The organism is Streptomyces tremellae (assembly GCF_039540215.1).
Lineage (GTDB): Bacteria > Actinomycetota > Actinomycetes > Streptomycetales > Streptomycetaceae > Streptomyces > Streptomyces tremellae.
Genome location: NZ_BAABEP010000006.1, coordinates 22,582 through 41,440 on the forward strand (window position 1 = coordinate 22,582; position 18,859 = coordinate 41,440).

The 18,859-nt window shown below is 71.5% G+C and carries 33 protein-coding genes and 2 pseudogenes; 30 read left to right on the forward strand and 5 right to left on the reverse strand.

Annotated elements, in window-relative coordinates; translation table 11 throughout:
- Nucleotides 1–510: 510 nt before the first annotated feature.
- The 4 genes from ABEA77_RS06975 to ABEA77_RS06990 form a co-directional block, all read right to left on the reverse strand.
- The gene (locus tag ABEA77_RS06975; protein WP_345642697.1) at nt 511–1,122 is read right to left on the reverse strand and encodes a dihydrofolate reductase family protein; all 612 of its coding nucleotides are present in this window, start codon (nt 1,120–1,122) and stop codon (nt 511–513) included.
- A gap of 460 nt (nt 1,123–1,582) precedes the next feature.
- A complete protein-coding gene (locus ABEA77_RS06980) occupies nt 1,583–2,875 on the reverse strand; it encodes a site-specific integrase (protein WP_345642699.1) in 1,293 nt (430 codons plus the stop codon).
- Nucleotides 2,865–3,110: a hypothetical protein gene (locus ABEA77_RS06985; RefSeq protein ID WP_345642701.1), complete on the reverse strand. Its 246-nt coding sequence runs from the start codon at nt 3,108–3,110 to the stop codon at nt 2,865–2,867. The genes ABEA77_RS06980 and ABEA77_RS06985 overlap by 11 nt, the downstream gene beginning before the upstream one ends.
- Nucleotides 3,111–3,277: 167 nt before the next feature.
- Nucleotides 3,278–3,643, reverse strand: coding sequence for a helix-turn-helix domain-containing protein (locus tag ABEA77_RS06990; RefSeq protein ID WP_345642703.1), 366 nt, complete (start codon nt 3,641–3,643; stop codon nt 3,278–3,280).
- 272 nt (nt 3,644–3,915) lie between these two features.
- Here ABEA77_RS06990 and ABEA77_RS06995 point away from each other — a divergent pair, with 272 nt between their 5' ends.
- From ABEA77_RS06995 to ABEA77_RS07140, 30 genes and pseudogenes are all read left to right on the forward strand, one after another.
- On the forward strand, nt 3,916–4,218 hold the full coding sequence (locus tag ABEA77_RS06995) for an XRE family transcriptional regulator (RefSeq protein ID WP_345642706.1): 303 nt from the start codon (nt 3,916–3,918) through the stop codon (nt 4,216–4,218).
- The gene (locus ABEA77_RS07000) at nt 4,202–4,441 is read left to right on the forward strand and encodes a hypothetical protein (RefSeq protein WP_345642709.1); all 240 of its coding nucleotides are present in this window, start codon (nt 4,202–4,204) and stop codon (nt 4,439–4,441) included. Before ABEA77_RS06995 ends, ABEA77_RS07000 begins: the two co-directional genes overlap by 17 nt.
- Before the next feature lie 92 nt (nt 4,442–4,533).
- Nucleotides 4,534–4,869, forward strand: coding sequence for a hypothetical protein (locus ABEA77_RS07005; RefSeq protein WP_345642711.1), 336 nt, complete (start codon nt 4,534–4,536; stop codon nt 4,867–4,869).
- Between the two features lie 26 nt (nt 4,870–4,895).
- The gene (locus ABEA77_RS07010) at nt 4,896–5,375 is read left to right on the forward strand and encodes a hypothetical protein (RefSeq protein ID WP_345642713.1); all 480 of its coding nucleotides are present in this window, start codon (nt 4,896–4,898) and stop codon (nt 5,373–5,375) included.
- Nucleotides 5,372–5,512, forward strand: a complete 141-nt coding sequence (locus ABEA77_RS07015; protein ID WP_345642715.1) for a hypothetical protein — start codon at nt 5,372–5,374, stop codon at nt 5,510–5,512. The genes ABEA77_RS07010 and ABEA77_RS07015 overlap by 4 nt, the downstream gene beginning before the upstream one ends.
- Entirely contained in the window at nt 5,502–5,822 is a 321-nt protein-coding gene (locus ABEA77_RS07020) for a hypothetical protein (protein WP_345642717.1), read from the forward strand. The genes ABEA77_RS07015 and ABEA77_RS07020 overlap by 11 nt, the downstream gene beginning before the upstream one ends.
- Entirely contained in the window at nt 5,815–6,180 is a 366-nt protein-coding gene (locus tag ABEA77_RS07025) for a hypothetical protein (RefSeq protein ID WP_345642720.1), read from the forward strand. Before ABEA77_RS07020 ends, ABEA77_RS07025 begins: the two co-directional genes overlap by 8 nt.
- Entirely contained in the window at nt 6,177–6,560 is a 384-nt protein-coding gene (locus tag ABEA77_RS07030) for a hypothetical protein (protein WP_345642722.1), read from the forward strand. Before ABEA77_RS07025 ends, ABEA77_RS07030 begins: the two co-directional genes overlap by 4 nt.
- A complete protein-coding gene (locus tag ABEA77_RS07035) occupies nt 6,557–7,555 on the forward strand; it encodes an RING finger protein (RefSeq protein WP_345642725.1) in 999 nt (332 codons plus the stop codon). The genes ABEA77_RS07030 and ABEA77_RS07035 overlap by 4 nt, the downstream gene beginning before the upstream one ends.
- On the forward strand, nt 7,552–7,731 hold the full coding sequence (locus ABEA77_RS07040; RefSeq protein WP_345642728.1) for a zinc finger domain-containing protein: 180 nt from the start codon (nt 7,552–7,554) through the stop codon (nt 7,729–7,731). The genes ABEA77_RS07035 and ABEA77_RS07040 overlap by 4 nt, the downstream gene beginning before the upstream one ends.
- On the forward strand, nt 7,728–8,171 hold the full coding sequence (locus ABEA77_RS07045; protein ID WP_345642731.1) for a hypothetical protein: 444 nt from the start codon (nt 7,728–7,730) through the stop codon (nt 8,169–8,171). Before ABEA77_RS07040 ends, ABEA77_RS07045 begins: the two co-directional genes overlap by 4 nt.
- Nucleotides 8,168–8,347 (forward strand): hypothetical protein, encoded by a 180-nt coding sequence (locus tag ABEA77_RS07050; protein ID WP_345642734.1) that lies wholly within the window; start codon nt 8,168–8,170, stop codon nt 8,345–8,347. The genes ABEA77_RS07045 and ABEA77_RS07050 overlap by 4 nt, the downstream gene beginning before the upstream one ends.
- Nucleotides 8,344–9,390 (forward strand): YqaJ viral recombinase family nuclease, encoded by a 1,047-nt coding sequence (locus ABEA77_RS07055; protein ID WP_345642736.1) that lies wholly within the window; start codon nt 8,344–8,346, stop codon nt 9,388–9,390. Before ABEA77_RS07050 ends, ABEA77_RS07055 begins: the two co-directional genes overlap by 4 nt.
- Nucleotides 9,387–10,160, forward strand: a complete 774-nt coding sequence (locus ABEA77_RS07060; RefSeq protein ID WP_345642739.1) for an ERF family protein — start codon at nt 9,387–9,389, stop codon at nt 10,158–10,160. The genes ABEA77_RS07055 and ABEA77_RS07060 overlap by 4 nt, the downstream gene beginning before the upstream one ends.
- Nucleotides 10,157–10,876 carry a 3'-5' exonuclease gene (locus ABEA77_RS07065; protein ID WP_345642742.1) on the forward strand — a complete coding sequence of 240 codons (720 nt, stop codon included), beginning with the start codon at nt 10,157–10,159 and terminating at the stop codon, nt 10,874–10,876. Before ABEA77_RS07060 ends, ABEA77_RS07065 begins: the two co-directional genes overlap by 4 nt.
- Nucleotides 10,873–11,133: a hypothetical protein gene (locus ABEA77_RS07070; protein WP_345642744.1), complete on the forward strand. Its 261-nt coding sequence runs from the start codon at nt 10,873–10,875 to the stop codon at nt 11,131–11,133. Before ABEA77_RS07065 ends, ABEA77_RS07070 begins: the two co-directional genes overlap by 4 nt.
- Nucleotides 11,130–11,753, forward strand: a complete 624-nt coding sequence (locus tag ABEA77_RS07075) for a hypothetical protein (RefSeq protein WP_345642747.1) — start codon at nt 11,130–11,132, stop codon at nt 11,751–11,753. The genes ABEA77_RS07070 and ABEA77_RS07075 overlap by 4 nt, the downstream gene beginning before the upstream one ends.
- A complete protein-coding gene (locus tag ABEA77_RS07080) occupies nt 11,750–12,217 on the forward strand; it encodes a WhiB family transcriptional regulator (RefSeq protein ID WP_345642749.1) in 468 nt (155 codons plus the stop codon). The genes ABEA77_RS07075 and ABEA77_RS07080 overlap by 4 nt, the downstream gene beginning before the upstream one ends.
- Nucleotides 12,214–12,459, forward strand: coding sequence for a hypothetical protein (locus tag ABEA77_RS07085; RefSeq protein ID WP_345642752.1), 246 nt, complete (start codon nt 12,214–12,216; stop codon nt 12,457–12,459). The genes ABEA77_RS07080 and ABEA77_RS07085 overlap by 4 nt, the downstream gene beginning before the upstream one ends.
- Nucleotides 12,456–12,824 (forward strand): hypothetical protein, encoded by a 369-nt coding sequence (locus ABEA77_RS07090; RefSeq protein WP_345642755.1) that lies wholly within the window; start codon nt 12,456–12,458, stop codon nt 12,822–12,824. Before ABEA77_RS07085 ends, ABEA77_RS07090 begins: the two co-directional genes overlap by 4 nt.
- Nucleotides 12,825–12,826: 2 nt before the next feature.
- Nucleotides 12,827–13,657: a DUF2303 family protein gene (locus tag ABEA77_RS07095; protein ID WP_345642757.1), complete on the forward strand. Its 831-nt coding sequence runs from the start codon at nt 12,827–12,829 to the stop codon at nt 13,655–13,657.
- Entirely contained in the window at nt 13,657–13,959 is a 303-nt protein-coding gene (locus ABEA77_RS07100) for a hypothetical protein (protein WP_345642760.1), read from the forward strand. Before ABEA77_RS07095 ends, ABEA77_RS07100 begins: the two co-directional genes overlap by 1 nt.
- A gap of 12 nt (nt 13,960–13,971) precedes the next feature.
- Nucleotides 13,972–14,439, forward strand: a pseudogene (locus ABEA77_RS34075) (DnaB-like helicase N-terminal domain-containing protein); the annotation flags it as partial.
- An 81-nt stretch (nt 14,440–14,520) separates the two neighbouring features.
- Nucleotides 14,521–15,783: pseudogene (locus tag ABEA77_RS07110) on the forward strand (AAA family ATPase); the annotation flags it as partial.
- Nucleotides 15,784–15,831: 48 nt separating this feature from the next.
- The gene (locus ABEA77_RS07115; protein WP_345642761.1) at nt 15,832–16,341 is read left to right on the forward strand and encodes an Lsr2 family DNA-binding protein; all 510 of its coding nucleotides are present in this window, start codon (nt 15,832–15,834) and stop codon (nt 16,339–16,341) included.
- Between the two features lie 69 nt (nt 16,342–16,410).
- Complete coding sequence (locus tag ABEA77_RS07120; RefSeq protein ID WP_345642764.1) at nt 16,411–16,986, forward strand: hypothetical protein; 576 nt, start codon at nt 16,411–16,413, stop codon at nt 16,984–16,986.
- Between the two features lie 5 nt (nt 16,987–16,991).
- On the forward strand, nt 16,992–17,204 hold the full coding sequence (locus ABEA77_RS07125; protein ID WP_345642766.1) for a hypothetical protein: 213 nt from the start codon (nt 16,992–16,994) through the stop codon (nt 17,202–17,204).
- 69 nt (nt 17,205–17,273) lie between these two features.
- Nucleotides 17,274–17,462, forward strand: coding sequence for a hypothetical protein (locus ABEA77_RS07130; RefSeq protein ID WP_345642768.1), 189 nt, complete (start codon nt 17,274–17,276; stop codon nt 17,460–17,462).
- Nucleotides 17,459–17,845 (forward strand): hypothetical protein, encoded by a 387-nt coding sequence (locus tag ABEA77_RS07135; protein ID WP_345642770.1) that lies wholly within the window; start codon nt 17,459–17,461, stop codon nt 17,843–17,845. Before ABEA77_RS07130 ends, ABEA77_RS07135 begins: the two co-directional genes overlap by 4 nt.
- On the forward strand, nt 17,842–18,264 hold the full coding sequence (locus tag ABEA77_RS07140; protein WP_345642773.1) for an SLOG family protein: 423 nt from the start codon (nt 17,842–17,844) through the stop codon (nt 18,262–18,264). Before ABEA77_RS07135 ends, ABEA77_RS07140 begins: the two co-directional genes overlap by 4 nt.
- Before the next feature lie 147 nt (nt 18,265–18,411).
- Here ABEA77_RS07140 and ABEA77_RS07145 read toward each other — a convergent pair whose 3' ends face one another.
- Nucleotides 18,412–18,762, reverse strand: a complete 351-nt coding sequence (locus ABEA77_RS07145; RefSeq protein WP_345642775.1) for a hypothetical protein — start codon at nt 18,760–18,762, stop codon at nt 18,412–18,414.
- Between the last annotated feature and the right edge of the window lie 97 nt (nt 18,763–18,859).

Genomic DNA, 18,859 nt, shown 5'->3' on the forward strand with positions numbered 1-18,859 from the left:
GAGCGCGGCGCCGGTTGAGACTTCTCCCGCTGGTCGCGAGCCTCCTGCCGAGCGGCGAAGGCGGCGGGTGGCTCGGGGAGCGACGGGCGTGCCTCGGGGACCTCCCGTCCAGACGGGCGCGCTGCGCGTGGGTCCTGGGACCGCGGTCGGTATGCCCCGGCTCCGGGTATGCCGTGCGGACCGACGACGCGCCAAGGAGAGCGCATCGGCGGCAATCTGCCGCCGCCGTCCCGGCGGTGGCGGCTGCCTCAGCCGTCCTCCAGGGCGGGCGCGGTCGTGCATCCCGTGCTCGGGACCCTGCCGGCCGCGCCGCTGCGGGCAGTCGCGCACCACGCCCAGAACCAGATCGGCCGGCGCTGGAGCGCGTCTCTCCGCCGGCCGGGACGCCACCCTCCTGCCGGTACCCGTCACAGGGACGGCGACCGCGCAGGTCGCCTTCCCCGGTTGCTCAAGGAGCCGGCTGATCGTGGGGAGATCCGCGATCGAGACGCGAGAAGGCCGGGTCGCTGCTCAGCCGGCGTCGCGTCTGCGGTAGCGGATATGCGTGGCCAGCGGCGAGTCAAGCACCTCGACGGGCTCGAAGCCGAAGGTCTCGACGCCGTCGAACAGGCGCTCGCCGCTGCCGAGCAGGACGGGCGCGATGTCGAGGGTGAGTTCATCGATCACGCCGGCGTGGAGTGCCTGTCGAACCGTCGAAGCGCCACCGGCGATGTCCACCCCCCTGCCGTCCGCGGCGTCGAGCGCCTGCGCGTACGCGGCGTCGAAACCTTCGGTGACGAAGTGGAAGGTGGTCCCTCCCTCCATCGCGATCGGCTCGTGGGCGTAGTGAGTGAGCACGAAGACCGGGGCGTGGTAGGGGGGCTCGGGTCCCCACCATCCGTCCCATGTCCCGTTCCACTCGCCCCGGACCGGCCCGAACATGTTTCGGCCCATGACGTAGGCGCCACGCGGGCGCATCAGCCGGCTGTTGGCCGTCTCGTCGGCTTCGGTCGCGCGCGGGTCTCCGATGTGCCAGCTGTGCAGCTCCTGGCCGCGCTTGCCCAGCGGATCGTCTCGGCTCTGCTCGGGTCCGGCGACGAAGCCGTCGAGCGAGATCGACATGTGGCAGGTGGTGTCGGACATCAGCTTCCCTCTGAAAGCGGCAGTTGCGGGTTGCCGTGAGGTCGTCGGACCCCACGGCACACGTACAGACTGGCGGAGACGGCCGGACCCATCGCGACATCGCGAAACCGTCGAAGGTCTGGCTGCCACGCGGTCGCTTTGGGGGCAGACGCACCGGCGCGCTGTCCGGCTCGGCCGCCCCGAGGAGAGGCGGGCGCGGTCGGCGCGGACGGGAGAGGTCGCGCACGGCCCCGCCGCGCGGGGCGGCGGGGCCGTTCTCGTGGTGGGCGCGGACGGTTTCGAACCGCCGACATCTGCTTTGTAAGGGCTTAGATCGAAAACACTAGGGGTTCCTGGTGGTTCCGAGTGATTCCGAGCTGTCATTGCTTGCCGGGCCGCCTGGTGTGCGTGCCAACCCGAGCGATTCCGAGCAGCTCCGGGGGGTGCGTGTGGACTCTTTGTGGACGCCACTCCGGAATGATCACTCGACGGCTCGGAGTCCACTACCGGCCCCTCCCGTGCTGGTCAACGCTGCCCGCACCGCCTCGCGAGCTCCTTCGCTCTCGTGGGTGTAGATCCACGTCACCTTTGCACCACGCTTCTGCCCGAGGAACCGCTGAGCGTCCACCTCCTTCACGCCCTGGTGGTGCAGACGGCTCGTGACGTCGTGCCGATACTCGTACGGTCTCGGCCACCATTCCGGCTGCCCTGTCTCGGGGTTCACCACCTTGCGAGACACGCCGGCCTGATCACACGCCTTCCGCCAAGGCCGCCGAAGGTTGTTGATGTTCAGCGCGGCGCCGCGCGGTCCGCGAAAGAGGAGCTCCTCGACATGCAGTGCCGTGCCGTCCCCCACCGCAGACCTCGTCCGGGCCGGTTTCCAGTGCTCGATCATCCACTGCACTGCGTCCCACGCTGTGGGTGTCAGGGGCACCGCACGGTACCCGGCTTCCGTTTTCGGACGCTCCTGCCGGAGGAGCCTGCCTGAGTCGAAGACGAGGATCTCCTTGATGTACAGGACGCGCTCCTCCTCATCGAGGCAGTGACGCCGGGCGCCGGCCACCTCCCCCGGCCGCATTCCGGTCTCGTACGCGAAATCCCGGAAGACGCGCTGGTAGTAGACCGGCAGAGCAGCATGGATCAGCGCGTACTGCTCGGCGGTGGGAGGTTTCGCGTCATCGGGGTGTTTCGTCTGTCGGGTTGCCGTCACCTCCAGGTGCGCGGCCGGGTTCGTGGTGATGCGCTCACCATCCTTGATGGCCGCGTCCAGGAGGGCGACGAGGATCTCCTTCGTCTTCTTCTGGGTCTCCCAGCCCTTCAGCTCGTGCGTGAGCCACTTCTGCAGCGCCATGTACTCCAGGTCAAGAAGGCGCCAGTCACCCCACTTCGGCCTGATGTACTTGGTCCACAGGCCGAGTTTGCGGTTGCGGGTGGTGGTAGCCACCTTCTTCTGCTCGACGTCCCACCACTCGTCCCACCACTTGGTGACCGTGATCTTCCCGCGGTCCGGGTCACGGTAGGTACGTTGTCGCACTGCGGTACGGACTTCGTCGAGGAAGGCTTCGGCTGCCGCTTTACCGCCTTTGGCGATGGTGAAGTTCTTGGCTGTCTGCCGGCCAGTGGGGTCGCGGTATCGCGCCTGCCAGGCGCCGAGGCAGTCTCGGCGCGGTTTGCGCTCGCCGTGGCTCTCTGGCGGGTATGCCGTGAGGCATAGCTTGCAGCCGCAAGTCTTGCTGCGGACCTGCCGCGGGTTGTTGGCTGCTCTACGGGGCATTGCTCACCACCTGGGTGCTCCTCTGCTCGGGTACGCGGGGGAGAGTCTCGATGGTCTCCCCGCAGAAGCAGAGTGCCTCGAACGGAGGCTGCGAGATGCAGAGTTCGGCCAGAACGGCACGTACTGCGGTGACTGTGAGCAGCGGGCTGAGGCCGGCGGGCACGGTGATGGTGCGCTCGGTGGGGTCCCACGGCTCGATACGGGTGCCCGACTCGAATCGGACTGTGACGCACATAAGTCCCCCCACACGCATGGCAATTCGGTCAGAATGCCGAAGGGGGAGGTCTTCAGCCGTATGGGTGACAGTACCTCGCGGTGAGCGGATCGGCGACCAGCGTTACGGATGTTCTTGCTGGTGACGGCGCGTCAGCACGGGGAGTAGTCAACTCCGGATGCTGAGACTCACGAGGCACCCTGTTGGTTGCGCCGCACAACCGCCTGGATCTGGATCTCCTGGAGCTCTCGCTGCTCCTCGGTGAGCTTCTCGAAGAGGTCGAGGAGGCGCTGCTTCGAATCGGGCTCCAGCGGGGGCGGAACGGACTGCTGAGCGGCCGCCGCGAGGGCATCCAGCGGGAACTTCGGGAAAGCCTCAGCCAGGGCACGCACGGCCGCCGGTCGAGGGGTGCGCTTCCCGTGCACCCAGGTGTTGACGGTGGAGACGTGCAGGCCTGTCCGTCGCGCGATCTCGGTGTCACTGACGCCGTACTCGTCTTTCAGGCGAGCGAGGATCTGCGCGAAGGTCTCGGGATGATGCTCCTCGTTCTCCACAGGAACATAGATTGCCCTCTGGGCTTCGACAGAAGCAAGTAAAAGTAGATCGCTGGCTTGAACATAACGCGGCGCGTGACCTTCCCGTCGCGCGCCGTGGCCGACGCCCCGCCTCCAGAATGGAACGCACGTCCGAGAATCGCGATCGACCACCAGGGACGACCCGGAACCCCTCGGAATCACGCGTTGACAACCACTCGACTTCGATTGTAGAAATGTCGCAGCGCTTCACCCCCGAGGCGCCACACGCCCACCGACCGCACGAGGCGCCCATGCCCAAGCTGCTCCGCAAGAGCGACGGCCAGCCACTCCGCGATGAGCTGGAGCGGCAGAAACTGACGCTCGCCGAACTAGCCGAGAAGACCCGCACGGTCGACCCGGGCGGCCGCGGAGTCAGCGCATCGGCCATCGGCCGCCTCACGAGCACCGGACACACGGCACGCGATCGGTGTGAGCTGCGGACAGCGTGGCTCATCACCGAAGGGCTCGACGTTCGAATCCACACGCTTTTCCGCATGCCCACACGTTCGACTTCGACAATCGAAAGGTCAAGTACTCATGCCCACGAAGGCTGACCGCGTCGTGGCTCTGCCCGCCGGTCTCGTCCCGCTGCTGACGCAGCCCGAGCTGGAGACGTACTACCAGATCTCGGACTGGACGGTCCTCCAGTGGATCAAGGCGGGGCTGCCCGTCGAAGAGGTCCAGGCCACCGGCGCGAAGAAGCGGGTGCGCCGGTTCGACCTCGCCGTGGTGAAGCGCTGGCTCGCTGAGCGCGACCAGCTGGCCGCAAGCGCCTGAACCTCACACGAATGCGGGGCCGCCCGGACCGGGCCTGGTCCACGGCAGCCCCTGAGCAATCCACCACCCCTGAGAGAGAAGTGGATCACCTGATGACGAACCCTATCCCGCAGGTGCGGGACCTGAGCGCCCCCGTGCTGCTCCTGTCCCACCTGCACACGACGCTGGCGCACCTGCCCGGCGCCACCTTCCACATCAGCCCGATCTATCCCGACCGGCTGGAGATCTCCCTTCACGACGACCGTCAGGCCGCGTTCGACGTCTGGCGCCAGGCGCTCGCGCTGCCGGAGCCGACTGGGCACCACTTCTCCGGCTCGTCGTGGCTGAGGACCCGGGGGCCGGTGTGGGACGTCGAGGTGGAGCTGATCGGCTACCTGACGCCGGACGTGTCTCTCGCGGTTCTGCCTGCTGAGTGGGTGGCGGCGTGAAGCGGGGCGAGAGCGCGGTGTCGAGGTTGGCGGCTGTGATTCTGCGGGCGCAGGAGTCGGGGCATCGGACGCCGATGGGCATCGCGGTGGCGGTCGAGTCGGCGCAGATGGTGATGTCGCCGGAGGTCGCGGCGGAGCTGGAGGAGCTGCGGACCCGGGTCGCCGACGTGGAGGCGGAGCGGGCCAAGCTCATCCGCTGGCGCGCCGAGGACGGGAAGCAGGCTGCCAAGAGCCGCGCGTTGCTGTCCGAGCGGACGCGTGAGCTGGTCGAGATGGAGGCGGACCGCAACCGCTGGAAGGCCCGGGTTGCTGAGCTGGAGGGGTCGGCGCTGGAGCGTGCGCGGGCCGGGCTGGACCGGCTCGCGGCTGACCTCCGGGCCGCTGCGACGGACCCGGAGCCCGAGCACGCGCACACCACGGTCATGGCCCGGGGCGAGATGGACGAGCCGCTCGGCTACTACATCTGCGGGATCTGTGGCAAGCCCGCGGGCGGTGAGGTCCGGTGACCGCGATCTCCTGGCTGCTCGTCCTCGCGCTGCTGTTCCTCGTCGCGTGGCTGTTCCTCGGGTTCGACGTGCCGGACCGCCTCGCCGAGGCACGGGTCGCGCGCCGTGCCGAAAGGAGGCACCGCCGTGGCTACTGACCGACTCCGTCTTGCCTGGATTTCGGCCCGCGAGCGTGCCAAGGACTTGGCCGACGACCTGGCCGACTGCGAGACCGACCTGGACCAGGCAGATGCCGAGATCGCGCGCCTCCGAGCCGAGGTCGCTGGTCTCCGTGGCCAGCTGTCACAGCTGCCGTTCGACTCACGCCGCACGGCTGCGGGCTGGCGGGTGCGGTGGCGTGCGGAAAACGGTAAGCACCGGGCCCGCAGCTTCCGCACCCGTGCTGAGGCGAACGCCTGGATCGCCACACAGGGCGGAGCCGGTCGCCGAGGAGACGCTGATGCCTGAGAACTTCAGCAGCAACCCCCAGCTCTCTGCGCGCGCGTCGGCGGACTGGCTGTCCGTGGTCCTGCGCGTCGACCAGATCCGCACCGACACCCTCGTGCAGCTCGTGCAGCACTGGGCCGACCCGGACTCCCGCGAGGACGTGATCGCGCAGCTCGACGCGCTCGCCGAGGCCCTGGCGGCGCCGCGCGAGGGCGAGTTGGACGCGCTCGTCGAGCACGTGGAGGACGCGGCCGCCATGGACGCGGCCGAGACCCGCATGACCCGCGCGGAGGCGTGGCGGTTGGCTGCCGAGCTCGGCGCGGCCGCGCGGCGGTCGCCGATCGGGCTTCCGGTGCAGCGGGATCGGAGGGCGTCGTGAAGAAGACGACCCGTGACGACTTCGAGGTCGTCATCACCCCGCGGCGCCTCGGTGACCTCGGGTGGATGTCCGTCTCCGACCGGATGGCGAGCAGCGATCCCGAGCGGGATGTGCGCGAGCGGTGCGAGGAGATCGCGGCCGCGGTGAAGCGGCACGTCGACAATGTCGCCGCCGTGGAGGTGCGGTTCACCGAGACGCACACCTGCTCGTTCTGCGGCTACGACTGGGAGGTGCTGACCGCAGAAGCCATCGCCAAGTACCCGACCATGACGCAGGACGAACGCAGCGTCGAGGGCGAGCCGGTGTGCTGCGAGAAGGCGATCGCCGAGTTCCGGACCGAGCGGGGCATCCCGCAGGTCTCCGAGGGCGGTGCGGCATGAGCGTCCGCGACGAGCTGTACCCCTTCGTCATCGCTGAGACCGACGAGGACCTCGCCGAGTACAACCGGCGCCTGGACGCGTACCGCGCCGAGGTGCTGCGCGAGGGCGCTGACGCCGCCGAGCAGGAGTTCATCTACGGGACCACACCCGCCGCCTCCGAGCGCGACGAGATCTGGGACGACGCGGTGCGCGCCGTGGCCACCATGCTGCGCGGCCTCGTGAACGGGGACGAGGACGGAGAGAAGGCCACCGCGACCACCGCAGCGGCGGCCACTCCCGCGTGCGCCGCCTGCCGCCACCCCTTCGACGAGGCCGACACGCGGCCGGACAGGCATCCCCGCCACGGCGACACCGAGTTCTGCCGCTCGTGCGTCAACCGCTGTCACGACAGCGAAGACGCGTTCCACCGGTGCCCGGTGTGCCGCGCGGCCGAGGAGAAGACCACCGCCCCCGTGGCGGCTGCGGTCACTCCCCAGTCCGACCCGGGGCGCACCCTCGCCGAGGCCGACGCCGGACGCGTCGCCACCACACCGCGCCACATCGGCCGCCACTGGCACGGCCACGACATCGAGGACAACTGCCCCTGCCCGCAGGCCCCGTGCGGCCTGATCGCCGAGGGAACCGCAGTCCCGGAGTGCACCCAGCACCCCGCCGCCCGGTCGCAGACGATCCGGCAGTCCCACCTCGCCACCGCGTGCCCGGCCGCCGAGCAGCCCCAGTCCGAGCCCACCCCCGCGCCGGAGCCGCTGTCCGGCTGGCATGCGGCCCGCGTACTCACCGGCCGCCTCGGCCGCCTCCTCAACCTGATCCGCACCGAGGGCGGGAAGTGGCGCACCGGCCAGGTCCACCGCATCTACCGCGCCACCGAGACCGCACCGCAGCGTGCGACCGCGCGCCACGACCTCGAAGCGCTCACCGCGCTCGGCTGGCTGGAGCGCCACACCCCGCCCGCGGACCGCTTCTACACCCTCAACTCCCAGAAGGACAGTCGATGACGCCCGACGAGGCTCCGGCCCTGGAGCTGCCGCAGCTGGCCGTGCCGTGCCCCGACTGCGGGGCTGCCGCGGGCGCCCTGTGCACGTCGCACTCCGGCACCCGGGTCCGCACCCACAACACCCACCAGGCCCGCAGCAGGGCCCACGCGAACACCCGGAAGGACAGCGGCCGATGAACGGGCCCGAGCACTATCGCGAGGCCGAGCGCCTCCTCGTCCTCGCCGACTACCACGACGACCCGGACCGGCGCGCGGCCGCGCAGGTACACGCGACGCTCGCTCTGGCCGCGGCCACCGTGGCCTCGGCTGCGTCCTCCGGGCCGCTCACCGTGTACCGCGCCGAGCACGAGTCGATCCCCTTCGGCCTGTACCTCACCGAGGCCGCTGCCCGGGAGCACTGCGAGCAGCGGCTCAGCGACGAGCACCCGGCCACCACGGCGCTCATCTTCGACTGGCTCGGCGACGAGGACGACCCGGAGGAGCCGCACGAGCCGCACGAGCTCGTCGTGGTCCAGGTCGACGCCGGTGACGAGACCGCCACGGGCTACGTCGTCACGGGCTACGTCGTCACGCCGCTGGAGGTCGCCCCCGAGTACGACCCGGAGGCCGAGGCATGAGCGACCGCCCCAGCACGTTCGGCGGCGAGTGGCGCCGCCCCCGGCAGGACGGCATGGGCCGCGACCTGCGCGACGTGCAGGACCGGGCCTCGTACGACAGCGCGCCCGCCGCCGGGGTCAGCTGCATGCTGCCCCTCGCCGCGCTCGCCGCGGTCCTGGGGGTGGTGCTCGGATGACAACGACCGCGCAGGCCGGGGCTTCGGCCCCGGCCGCCGGCCGCCGGGTCACACCGACCGGCCGCCTCATCCTCCCCGCCGACGCCGACCGCGCCGACTGGCTCCGCGCGCGCCGCGGCGGCCTCGGCTCCAGCGACATGGCCGCCATCCTCGGCATCTCCCGCTACGGCAACGCCCTGTCCGTCTACCACGACAAGACCGGCGGCCTCCCCCTGGAGAACGACGACTCCGAGCCCGCCCTGTGGGGCCGCGCGATCGAGGAGACCGTCGCCCGCGAATGGGCCCGCCGCAACCGCTCCGTCATCCGCCGCGTCGGCCTCGTCGCCAACATCGACCGCCCGTGGCAGATGTGCACCCTGGACCGGCGCGTCCTGAAGTGCCCGCTCGCCGACGCCAACGAGCGGTGCGCCGTCGAGATCAAGTGCCGCGACAAGATGAAGGCGTCCGCGTTCCGGGCGGGCGTCGCGGACGACGTCCTCGCGCAGACCCTCCACCAGGCCGACGTCTGCGGCTACGACCACATCCACGCCGCGGTGTTGATCGGCGGCAACGACTACCGGCAGTACGTGATCCGGGTCCGCGACCACGCCGACCTGATCGCCGACCTGCGCGCCGCCGGAGCCCGCGCCTGGCAGCAGATCCTCGACCGCCGCCCGCCCGTCCTCGACCACGACGCCGACCCGGACGTCCTGCTCGACCTCTACGAGCAGCTGCACCCCAACCGGGCCGGGGCCGTCGACATCACCCGCGACGTCGACACGCAGGACGCCATCGGCGACTACCTCGACGCGCACGCCGACCTCGTGGCCGCCGAGAAGCGGAAGAAGGCCGCCAAGGCCCGCATCCTCGCCGGCCTCGGCGGCGCCGAGGCCGCCACCGTCCTGGAGCGCACCTACGTGGCGCTCGACGAACGCACCAAGCAGTGGACCGACACCGAGCGGCTCGCCGAGCGCTGGCCCGAGGCGTACGCGGACTGCGTCGAGGACCGCACCTACCGCCAGATCAGCATCCCCCGTTCCGTCCGTGAGGAGCACGCAGCATGACGACGCTCGCTGAGCGCGCGAAGACGGCCGCCGGCCGCACCGAGGAGACCGCGGCCGACGAGCGGCCCGCCGCCGAGGACTTCACCCCGGCGCCCGACCCGATGGCCGACTACGAGCCCGGGGACGACGACCCGGACATGGTGCCGGTCGCCGTCGCCTGGCTGCGAGTCCGCCGCGACATCCGCGCCATCGGAAAGGGCGAGCTGTACAACCAGTCCGGCACGCGCTTCAACTTCCGCGGCGTCGACACCGTGGTCAACGTGTTCGGCCCGGTCACGTTGAAGCACGGCATCAACATCATGCCGACCCAGGTGGAGGCCACGTACGGCGAGAAGACCACCAAGAACGGCGGCAAGATGCGGGAGTGCTCCGTCCTCGTCACCTGGACGGTCATGGGCCCCATGGGCGACACCTTCACCCTCCAGACGATGGGCGAGGCTCTCGACACCGCGGACAAGAGCACAACCAAGGCGCAGTCCGTCGCGCTGCGGACGCTGCTGCTGTCATTCGGCCTGACCCCAACGCACGACAAGGACCCGGACGCCGACCGGATCGAGCGCGGCACCGACGCGCCCCAGCGCTCCGCCGAGTCGTACCGCGACGAGATCCTCGACCCGCGGACCACGCCCGCCCGCCTCCAGCAGATCAGCTACGAGCTGGGCAATGCCCGGATGCTCGGGCAGCGCGTGCAGAACGAAACCGGCGAGTCGGAGACCCTCGACAATCTCGGGCGCCGGATTTACGACGAGCGCACCGGCGGTGGCCAGTGAGCTGGCACACGGGCCGCCTGTGCGGCTTCGACCTGGAGACCACCGGCGTCGACGTCGAGGCCGACCGCATCGTCACCGCCTGCGTGGTACAGGTCGGCGCCGGGCAACCCACCGCCGTGGCGAACTGGCTCGCCGACCCCGGGATCGAAATCCCCGAGGGCGCCGCGAAGATCCACGGCATCACCACCGAGCGCGCCCGCGCCGAAGGCCGCCCGGCCCCGGAGGTCGTCGAGCAACTCGTCGCCGCGCTCGGCCAGGTCGCCCGCGAGGGCATTCCCATCGTGGCCATGAACGCCTCGTTCGACCTGACGATCCTCGACCGCGAGGCCCGCCGCCACGGCATCGAGCCCCTCACCGCCATCGCCCCGCCGATCGTCGTCGACCCCCGCGTCCTCGACAAGGCCGTCGACACCTACCGGCGCGGCGGCCGGACCCTGACCGACCTCTGCGCGCACTACGAAGTGGCGCTCGACGGCGCGCACAGCGCGGACGCGGACGCGGTTGCCGCCTGCCGGGTCGCGTGGCGGATCGCCACCCGCTACCCGCGCATCGCCGCCATGCCGCTGCCCGACCTGCACGCCCAGCAAGTCGAGTGGGCCCACCAGCAAGCCGAATCGCTCGCGGACTACTTCCGCCGCACGCCCGGCAAAGAGCACCAGGCCGCCGGCGTGCGCACCGAGTGGCCGCTCATCCCACACCAGCGAGGTGAGCAGTGAACACCGACGTCCTCGCGCTCCTCGTCGGGCTCGGCCCGTTCGGCCTCGCCGTCCTCGCGGTGCAGGCCCGCCGCGCCCTCCAGCCGACCGGCGCCCACCGCGCGCCCCGGCCCGCGCCCGCCAGCCCCTACCCGGACAGCGAGCCCACCGCCCGCGCCTGGTGCCCCGAGTGCGCCCGCACCGAGGCCCACGCCCTTCACCTCGACGGCACCCGCACCTGCTGGACCTGCCACACCACCACCCAGGGGGACATGTGACCGCCCTCTTCGACCTGCGCCCCGCCGCCCCGGCCCCAACGCCGCGGGCAGCCGGGCCCCGGCCCTCCGTCATCGGCCTCGACATGGCCCTCGTCACCAGCGGCGTCGCCGGACCGGGCTGGACCGACACCATCCGCACCGGCACCCGCCGCGCCGAGGACCGCCTACTGCACCTCGTCGAGACGACCGCCACGTTCTACCGGCGCGCCGACCTCGTCGTCATCGAGGGGCCCTCGTACGGCAGCGCGCTCCAGCGCGGACACGACGAGATGGCCGCCCTGCGGTGGATGATCCGCTGCGACGCCTGCCGCCGCGGCATCCCGGTCGCCGTCGTGCCGCCCGACTCCCGCACCATCTACGCCACCGGCCGGGCCCGCTGGAAGGACGAGGTCGGCCACAAGCTCACCGCGCAGCAGGTCAAGGGCCTCGTGCGCACGGCCGTGCAGGACACCTACGGCGTGCCCTGCGAGGGCCCCGGCCGCTACGACCAGGCCGACGCGTACGTCCTCGTCGCGATGGGCCTGGACTGGCTTGGCTACCCGCTCGCCGATCTCCCTCCGACACACCGCCGCGCGCTTGACGGGGTCGCCTGGCCCGAACTTCCGGCGGTGGCCCGGTGACCGGCCCCCGTACGGCGTTCCGCCCGCGCCCGAGCCTGGCGCTCGCCGCCGACGGCACCCCCTGGCAGCAGCTCGCCGCCTGCCGCAGCATCAGCCCGACGACCATGTTCCCGAGCAACGAGCGTGACGGGCGGGCCGTGGCCGCAGCCAAGGCGTTCTGCGCCGTCTGCCCGGTCCGCGACCGCTGCCTCGCCGCCGCCCTCGCCGAAGAGGACGGCCACAACCGCGACCGCCGCTCCGGCATCCGAGGCGGCCTCACCTCCACCGAGCGCGTACGCCTCGCCGCCGCCCAGCGGCGCGCCACCCGGCAGCGCTCCGACGGCCGCGAACCCGCGCCCTGCGGCACCGCGGCCGCGTACGAGCGACACATCCGCAACGGCGAGCCGGTCGACGACGCGTGCCGCACAGCGAGGGCGGCACAGCGGCAGGCCAACCGCAAGCGCAGCAAGGCGGCCGCAGCGTGAGCGCCCGGCAGACCATGATCGGCGCCCTGTTCGTCGACTCCGGCCTCGAACCCGACCCCGCGGACCCCACCGGCCGACTGCGCCGCATCCGGCCCCCGCGGGCTGGCTACGCCTGCTACCTCTGCGGCGCCCGCCTCGGCCCCGTCCACGGCCGCGACGTCCCCGCATTCGTCGCCGACACCTCCATCAGCCACCGGGCCACCTGCCCGGCCACCACCACGCAAGGAGCCACCGCAGCATGACCACCAGCACCGATCAACAAGTCACCGAGCCCGCCGAGTTCGCCGCGTTCCTCGTCCAGCACCTCGCCGGCCGAGCGCACGAGGAGATCAGCGCCGAGTTCCACGAGCTGCTGTCCGCCGTCAACGAGCACGGCAAGAAGGGCGCCCTCGTCGTCCGCATCACCGTCGAGCCGCCCAAGGGCCACATCGACGGCGACCCCGTCGTCATCAGCGTCGACAGCGACCTCAAGGCCCCCAAGGCGTCCGCACCGCCGTCGCTGTACTTCGTCGACCACGACGGCAACGCCACCCGCAACGACCCCCGCCAGACCGCCGCGTTCGACCTGCGCGACGTCACCACCGCCACCGAGATCAAGGACATCTGACCGTGGCCTACTCCGAACTCACCAGCGCACCCAGCGAGGCGCAGACCATCATCGACGCCGCCCTACGCAGCGCCGAGCCCGCCGAGCTGACGCCCGGCAAGGTGTACGCCTTCCACACCCCGCGCGGCATCGAGCGCGTCGACCTCACCGGCGACGAGTACCGCAACGCACCCGCCCGCAAGACCGGCACCACCATCGTCCGAGATGCCGGCTCCTGGCTCGCCTACTACGAGAAGCACCACGATCAGCAGTCCGAGGTCTACCGCGACGTCGAGGCTCTCAACATCACCGCCGTTCTCGACGCCCACACCGGCGACGCCCCGCGCTTCGGCCGGCACCGGGTCACCCTCGCGCTGCGTACCACCAAGTCGTGGCAGGCGTGGGCCCAGCGCGACGGCAAGTGGATGGACCAGGAGCAGTTCGCCGCGTTCCTCGAGGAGCGCCTTCCGGACCTGGTGACGCCCGACGCGGCCACCATGCTGGAGATCGCCCAGTCCATCCAGGGCAGCACCAAGGCGCAGTTCCAGTCTGGCACCCGGCTGGCCACGGGCGAGCGAAAGTTCTCGTACGTCGAGGACACCACGGCCAAGGCCGGAGCACGCGGCGAGCTGACCATCCCCGAGGTGTTCACCCTCGGCGTCATCCCGTTCGAAGGCGCCGACCGGTACAGCATGACCGCCCGCTTCCGGTACCGGATCGAGCGCGGCGGTGAGCTGCGGCTCGGCTACCACCTGGAGCAGCCCGAGGACCGGCTCGCCGCCGCCTTCGCCGAGGTCGCCGACACGATCGCCAACGCCATCGACGAGCCCGTCATGAACGGCACACCGGCCTGATGCGGCGTCCTCGCGCGACGGGCGCCGCCGACTCCCGGTGCCCGTCGTGCGGGGCCCGCCTCCTGCGCCAGTGGGTCGGCGACCGGGCCGCACTCCTCGCCACCGTCGACCCCGCCGCGCCGCTCACCCCAGACGAGCAAGCCGCCGCCCGCGGACCCAACCGGCTCATCTGGTGCCTGCACACCAGCCCGTACGCGCCGCCCCGCCTGACGTGGATCACCAGCTGGCACCCACCCGACTGCCCGCACCCCCACGTCGCAGACCACGACTGCCCGCCCCGGCAGCCCACCACCCTTTTCTGAGACGGAGCCCCCGTGGAGAACGTCCACCGCCTGCCGAACGACCGGGCAGCGGACCACGACGGGTTCACACGCATCCCCCCGCAAGACCTCGCAGCCGAACAGTCCGTCCTCGGCGGGATGATCCTCTCCCGCGACGTCATCACCGACATCCTGGCGGCGCTCCGCGGCCCCGAGTTCTACCGGCCCGCCCACGAGACGATCTTCCGCGCGATCGTCACGCTCTACACCGCCGGTGAACCAGTCGACCCGATCACCCTCACCGACCAACTCCACCGCAGCGGAGACCTCGACCGCGTCGGCGGCGCCCCGTACCTCCACCACCTCGTCCAGCAGACCCCGACCGCCGCGAACGCCTCGTACTACGCGGACATCGTCCGCGACCGCGCCCGAGAACGCCGCGTCGTCGAGGCTGGCCTTCGGATCACCCAGCTCGGGTACGAGGGCGGCGACCCCGACGAGATGGTCACCGCCGTTCAGGCCACCGCCACGGACGCCACCAGCGGCCACCGGCCCGACGAACCGAGCCACCTCACCGGCGCCCTCCTCGACTGGGCCCCCTTCTTCCAGACCGACTTCGCCAGCGTCGAACTCCTCCTCGGCAAGCTCATGGCGGCCGGGCAGCAGATCACCATCGTCGGCGACGGCAAGGCCGGCAAGTCCCTGTTCGTGCAGGAGTGGATGTGGCGCATGGCCAGCGGCCAGCCGTTCCTCTCCGACCACGCCCACGCCCCGGTCTCCGTGCTGTACGTGGACGCCGAGAACGGCCACCAGGACATCCAGGAACGGTTCATCTCCTACGGCGCCGGGCCCGGCCGCATGGGTCTCCTGTCGTACGCGTCGTTCCCGCCGATACGGCCCCTCGACACCCCGGGCGGCGGCGCCGACCTCCTGGCCATGGCCCGTGAAGTCGAGGCGCAGATCGTCGTCCTCGACACCGTGTCCCGGTTCATCTCCGGCCCCGAGAACGACTCGGACACCTGGCTCGCCCTGTACCGCAACACCCTCCTGCCGCTGAAGCGCGCCGGTATCGGCTCCGTGCGCCTGGACCACATGGGCAAGGACGCCGAGCGCGGCGCCCGCGGCTCGTCCGCCAAGACCCAGGACGTCGACCACGTGTGGACCCTGAGCGCGCAGGGCGGCGGAACGCTTCTCCTGCGCCGTACGCACACCCGCACCGGCATCGGCCCGGACCAGTTCGTCCTGCACCGCCAGGCGCGCCGCGACGGCGAGCACTGGGCCCCCGGCGGCACCCGGCACGTCCTCGCCACGTGGGACGAGACCCCGGGCACGGACACCGGTCTCGCCGCGATCCCCGGCACCGCCGAGCACATCGTCGCGCAGCTCGACCGCGCCCAGGTCCCCTCCGACTGGGGCAGCCCCCGCGTGATCAAGAAGTGCGCGGAGCTCGGCATCCGCGCCGCGAAATCCAAGATCGAAGAGGCGGTACGAATCCGGAAAAACCGCCCCGCCGAAGACCTCCCCCCGCACCTCCCCTACTCCCCAGTAACAAAAGAAGACCTCCCCGCCGGGGGACCCCCGAACAAAACCCCAGCTCAAACATCCCCCGGGGAGGTTGAGGGGACCCTCCCCCACGTCCCCGCAGCACCTCCCTCCCCCCGTCCCCCCTCTCAAGAGGGGGGAGGGGGTGCGGACCACCCCCGGGGAGCCCAGAAAGACCACCCCCGAAACACCCGCCCCAAGACCCCCTGCACCGTCTGCGGCAACCCCATCGCCCCCGAATGGGCCGCCCGCGGCTACGACACCCACACCGGCTGCGCCGAACCCCACCCCGACACACCCAGCCACCCCCACAACGCCGCCTAACCCCGCACCAACCACCCCACGACCCAACCAGCCACCAGGAGCCACACCATGACCATCGAAGCCCTGCGCCGCATCCAGGAGGAGGCCACAACGGCGCCGGACATCCCGCACCGCGCCTGGCCCACATCGACCGGCGACCATCCCGCGGACCCTGCGCCGGCCGACTCGCCCGAGCGCCCGGTGGCCGCCGACGCTGAGCAGCTGCCTGTTGGCGCGTTGCTCGCCTGGGCCCGGGAGCACGACGACAAGACGGTCCGGGCGCACGGCGAGCGCACGACCGAGAGCCTCGCCGCGCTGCGTGCCCGGCACGCCGCGGACAGGGAGCTGGCTGCGCTCACCGTCGAGGAAGCCGAGCTGACCCGGCGCCTGGAGCAGCTCGTCGCGCGGCGCGCCGAGCTCGCGCCGACCCGCAAGCCGTCGGCGCGGCGGGCGGACTACGACCCGCGCGCGGTGCGCGCGTGGGCGCAGGAGCACGGCCACGAGGTCGCGCCGCGCGGGCTGATCGCTCGGGACGTCGTGGAGGCGTGGCGTGCGGCGCAGCAGGACGCGACGGCCTGAACGAGTCGGGCCGCCCCGCTGCTTCGCCCGGGGCGGCCCTCTATCCACCACATCACGAAGGAGCACCACATGCCCAAGCCAGCCCGCTGCGGGAACGACCCGCGGGCGCAGCTGACGCCCGGGGACCGCGCCGCCGTCGAGGAGTTCCGGGAGTACCTCGCCCTCCGGAAGATCCTCGGCGACCTGGCCCCGATGTTCGAGGGCCTGTACGGCCTCCTCGTCACCAGCTCCCGCGAATGGGGCGAGTACCCCGTCGACGCATGGCTGTACGCCGTTCTCGTCGGCTGGGACTGCGAGACGGACCACGAACACGACGACGTCTGCGGCGGCGCCGCAGCTATGGCAGAGATGGCCGAGCGGCACGGCTGGAGCGACGAGGCCGTGGCGAAGGCCCGGCGGTACCGCGCGACTGTCCGAGCCGTGGCGCTCCCTGCCCGCGAGGAGTACAGCGACCTGCCCGCCCGCGCGTTCATGGAGAACCGGTGCCTCCTGCCCCCGCACGGTTGCGGCGAGCCGCTGATCCGCGAGGACGGCACGTCCCGCGTCTTCTGGGACGCAGCCGAGGCCCAGCGGTACGAGACGGAGTACCGCCGCACCGGTCTCTGCCCGGACTGCCAGGACACACGCGCGCAGCGCGAGGGGTGAGCGTCGTGCACCTGCTCCTCATCCGCATCGACCGGATCCAGCAGATCGCCGCCGAACCCGCCACCCTCGACGCGCTGAAGACCGCCCTCAGCCCGCACACCCAGCCGCCGCAGACCGCGCCCGAACTGCCCGGCTCGCTCGCCGCCTGGCCCCTCGTCGCCGACCCGAACGTCCCCGCCAGCTACGTCCGCTGCAGCCCCACCAAGAGGTCCGCGTGACCACGATCCACCGCGACAAAGCCCACGCCCTCCGCCTGCCGCTGGTGCGGTATCGAGCAGCGCGAGCACATGCAGCGGTGGAAGGCGCCAGTCGGCTGGCACGCGTGGGTGCAGCCCACCAACGCCCAGATCCTCGCCCGCATGACCGCTCGCCGCGCCGAACGGGCGGAGGAGAAGCGCCTGTTCCACGTCTTCCTGGCGTTCTCGGCAGCGGCAGGCCTCTTCGACCGACCCGCCAGAAAGGCCCGTACCTCGTGACCACCGCAACGCCCGTACCCCTCGCCAACCGCCCCCAGGAGCAGCACGACATGCCCCAGCCCACCGCCACCGCCGGCGCCCGCGTCCGCGTCACCTTCGACGACCAGGTCCACCACCTCACCGACGGCACCGTCTTCCTCGCCTCCGGAACCCGCATCGACCCCGCCACACCCGGCATCCACATCGCCGTTCTGGAGCCCGGCTACCAGCCCGGTGACCAGGCCCACGACGGCACCGCGCCCCTCTTCCGCGTCGCCCCGCCGGACGCGCCCGCCTACTGGATCAGCCCTGACGGGCGGATCGTCGGCGACCACGAGGTCCACCCGGCGCAGCTGCGCATCACCCGCGCGCCAGCGGAGCAGGGCAGCGAGGCGCAGCAGTGACCGACGCCCCGTACCGCGTCCTCGTCACCGGCAGCCGCGACTGGGCCGCACCGAAGACCGTCGGCGGCGTGCTCACTGCGCTGCTCGCCGCCACAGCTGCACTCGGTGGCCGCCTCATCCTGGTGCACGGCGCCTGCCCAACCGGCGCCGACGAGCACGCCCGTGCCTGGGCCGAGCACCACCGGCACCACGGCGCCCCGATCGACATCGAGCCCCACCCCGCGGACTGGCGGGGCCCACGGCACGGCGGCCGGCCCGATCCTCACGCCCTGATGGTGGAGCTCGGCGCCGACGCCTGCCTCGCGTTCATCGGCCCGTGCCGCAGCCGCCGCTGCCCACAGTTCGGCGCGCACGGCGCCACGTCGTGCGCGGACATGGCCGAGACCGTGGGCACACCGACCCGGCGGTGGACGACGTGACCGACGCCGTGATGCTCGCGATATCCGTGTGGGGCCTGGCTGGCCTGCTGTGCGGGCACGCTGGTTGGCACACCTGGGGAGAGTAAAGCCCGGTGGGCGGCGCGCCGCCCACCGGGCGGCTGGGCACGAGGCTTGGGGCTGGACCGCCTACTCCCCAATCACTGCGGCATTCATCGCCACCATCGCGCGCCGAGCCTTGTCGTCGGAGACTGCAGCCTTCTGCTCTGCGGCAGCCAGTCGCCGTTCCAGATCGGCCACCTTCGTCCGAAGCGGGCAGTCATCGCAGGTTGCCAGCGTGCTGCTCCAGAAGTTTCCCTGCTCAGGGACCACCCGGCGCCCCTTCAGCCGCTGAACCTTCAGGGACTCGACATCTCGGCGGAGGAAGAGGTTGACTCCGTTCTTTCCCTTGCCGACCACCTTGAGTCGGCCATCCGCTTTCATCCCGTGTACGGAGTCGCTGCGCACTCCGAGTAGTTCAGCGGCCTCTGCCGTCGTCATCGTGGTGTGGTCCCGCTCATGGGTTGGGGGTTGGTTCTCATTCATGCTCCACCAACGAGGGAACCCGCCTTCGAAGGCACTCATCTCGTTGGCTGTT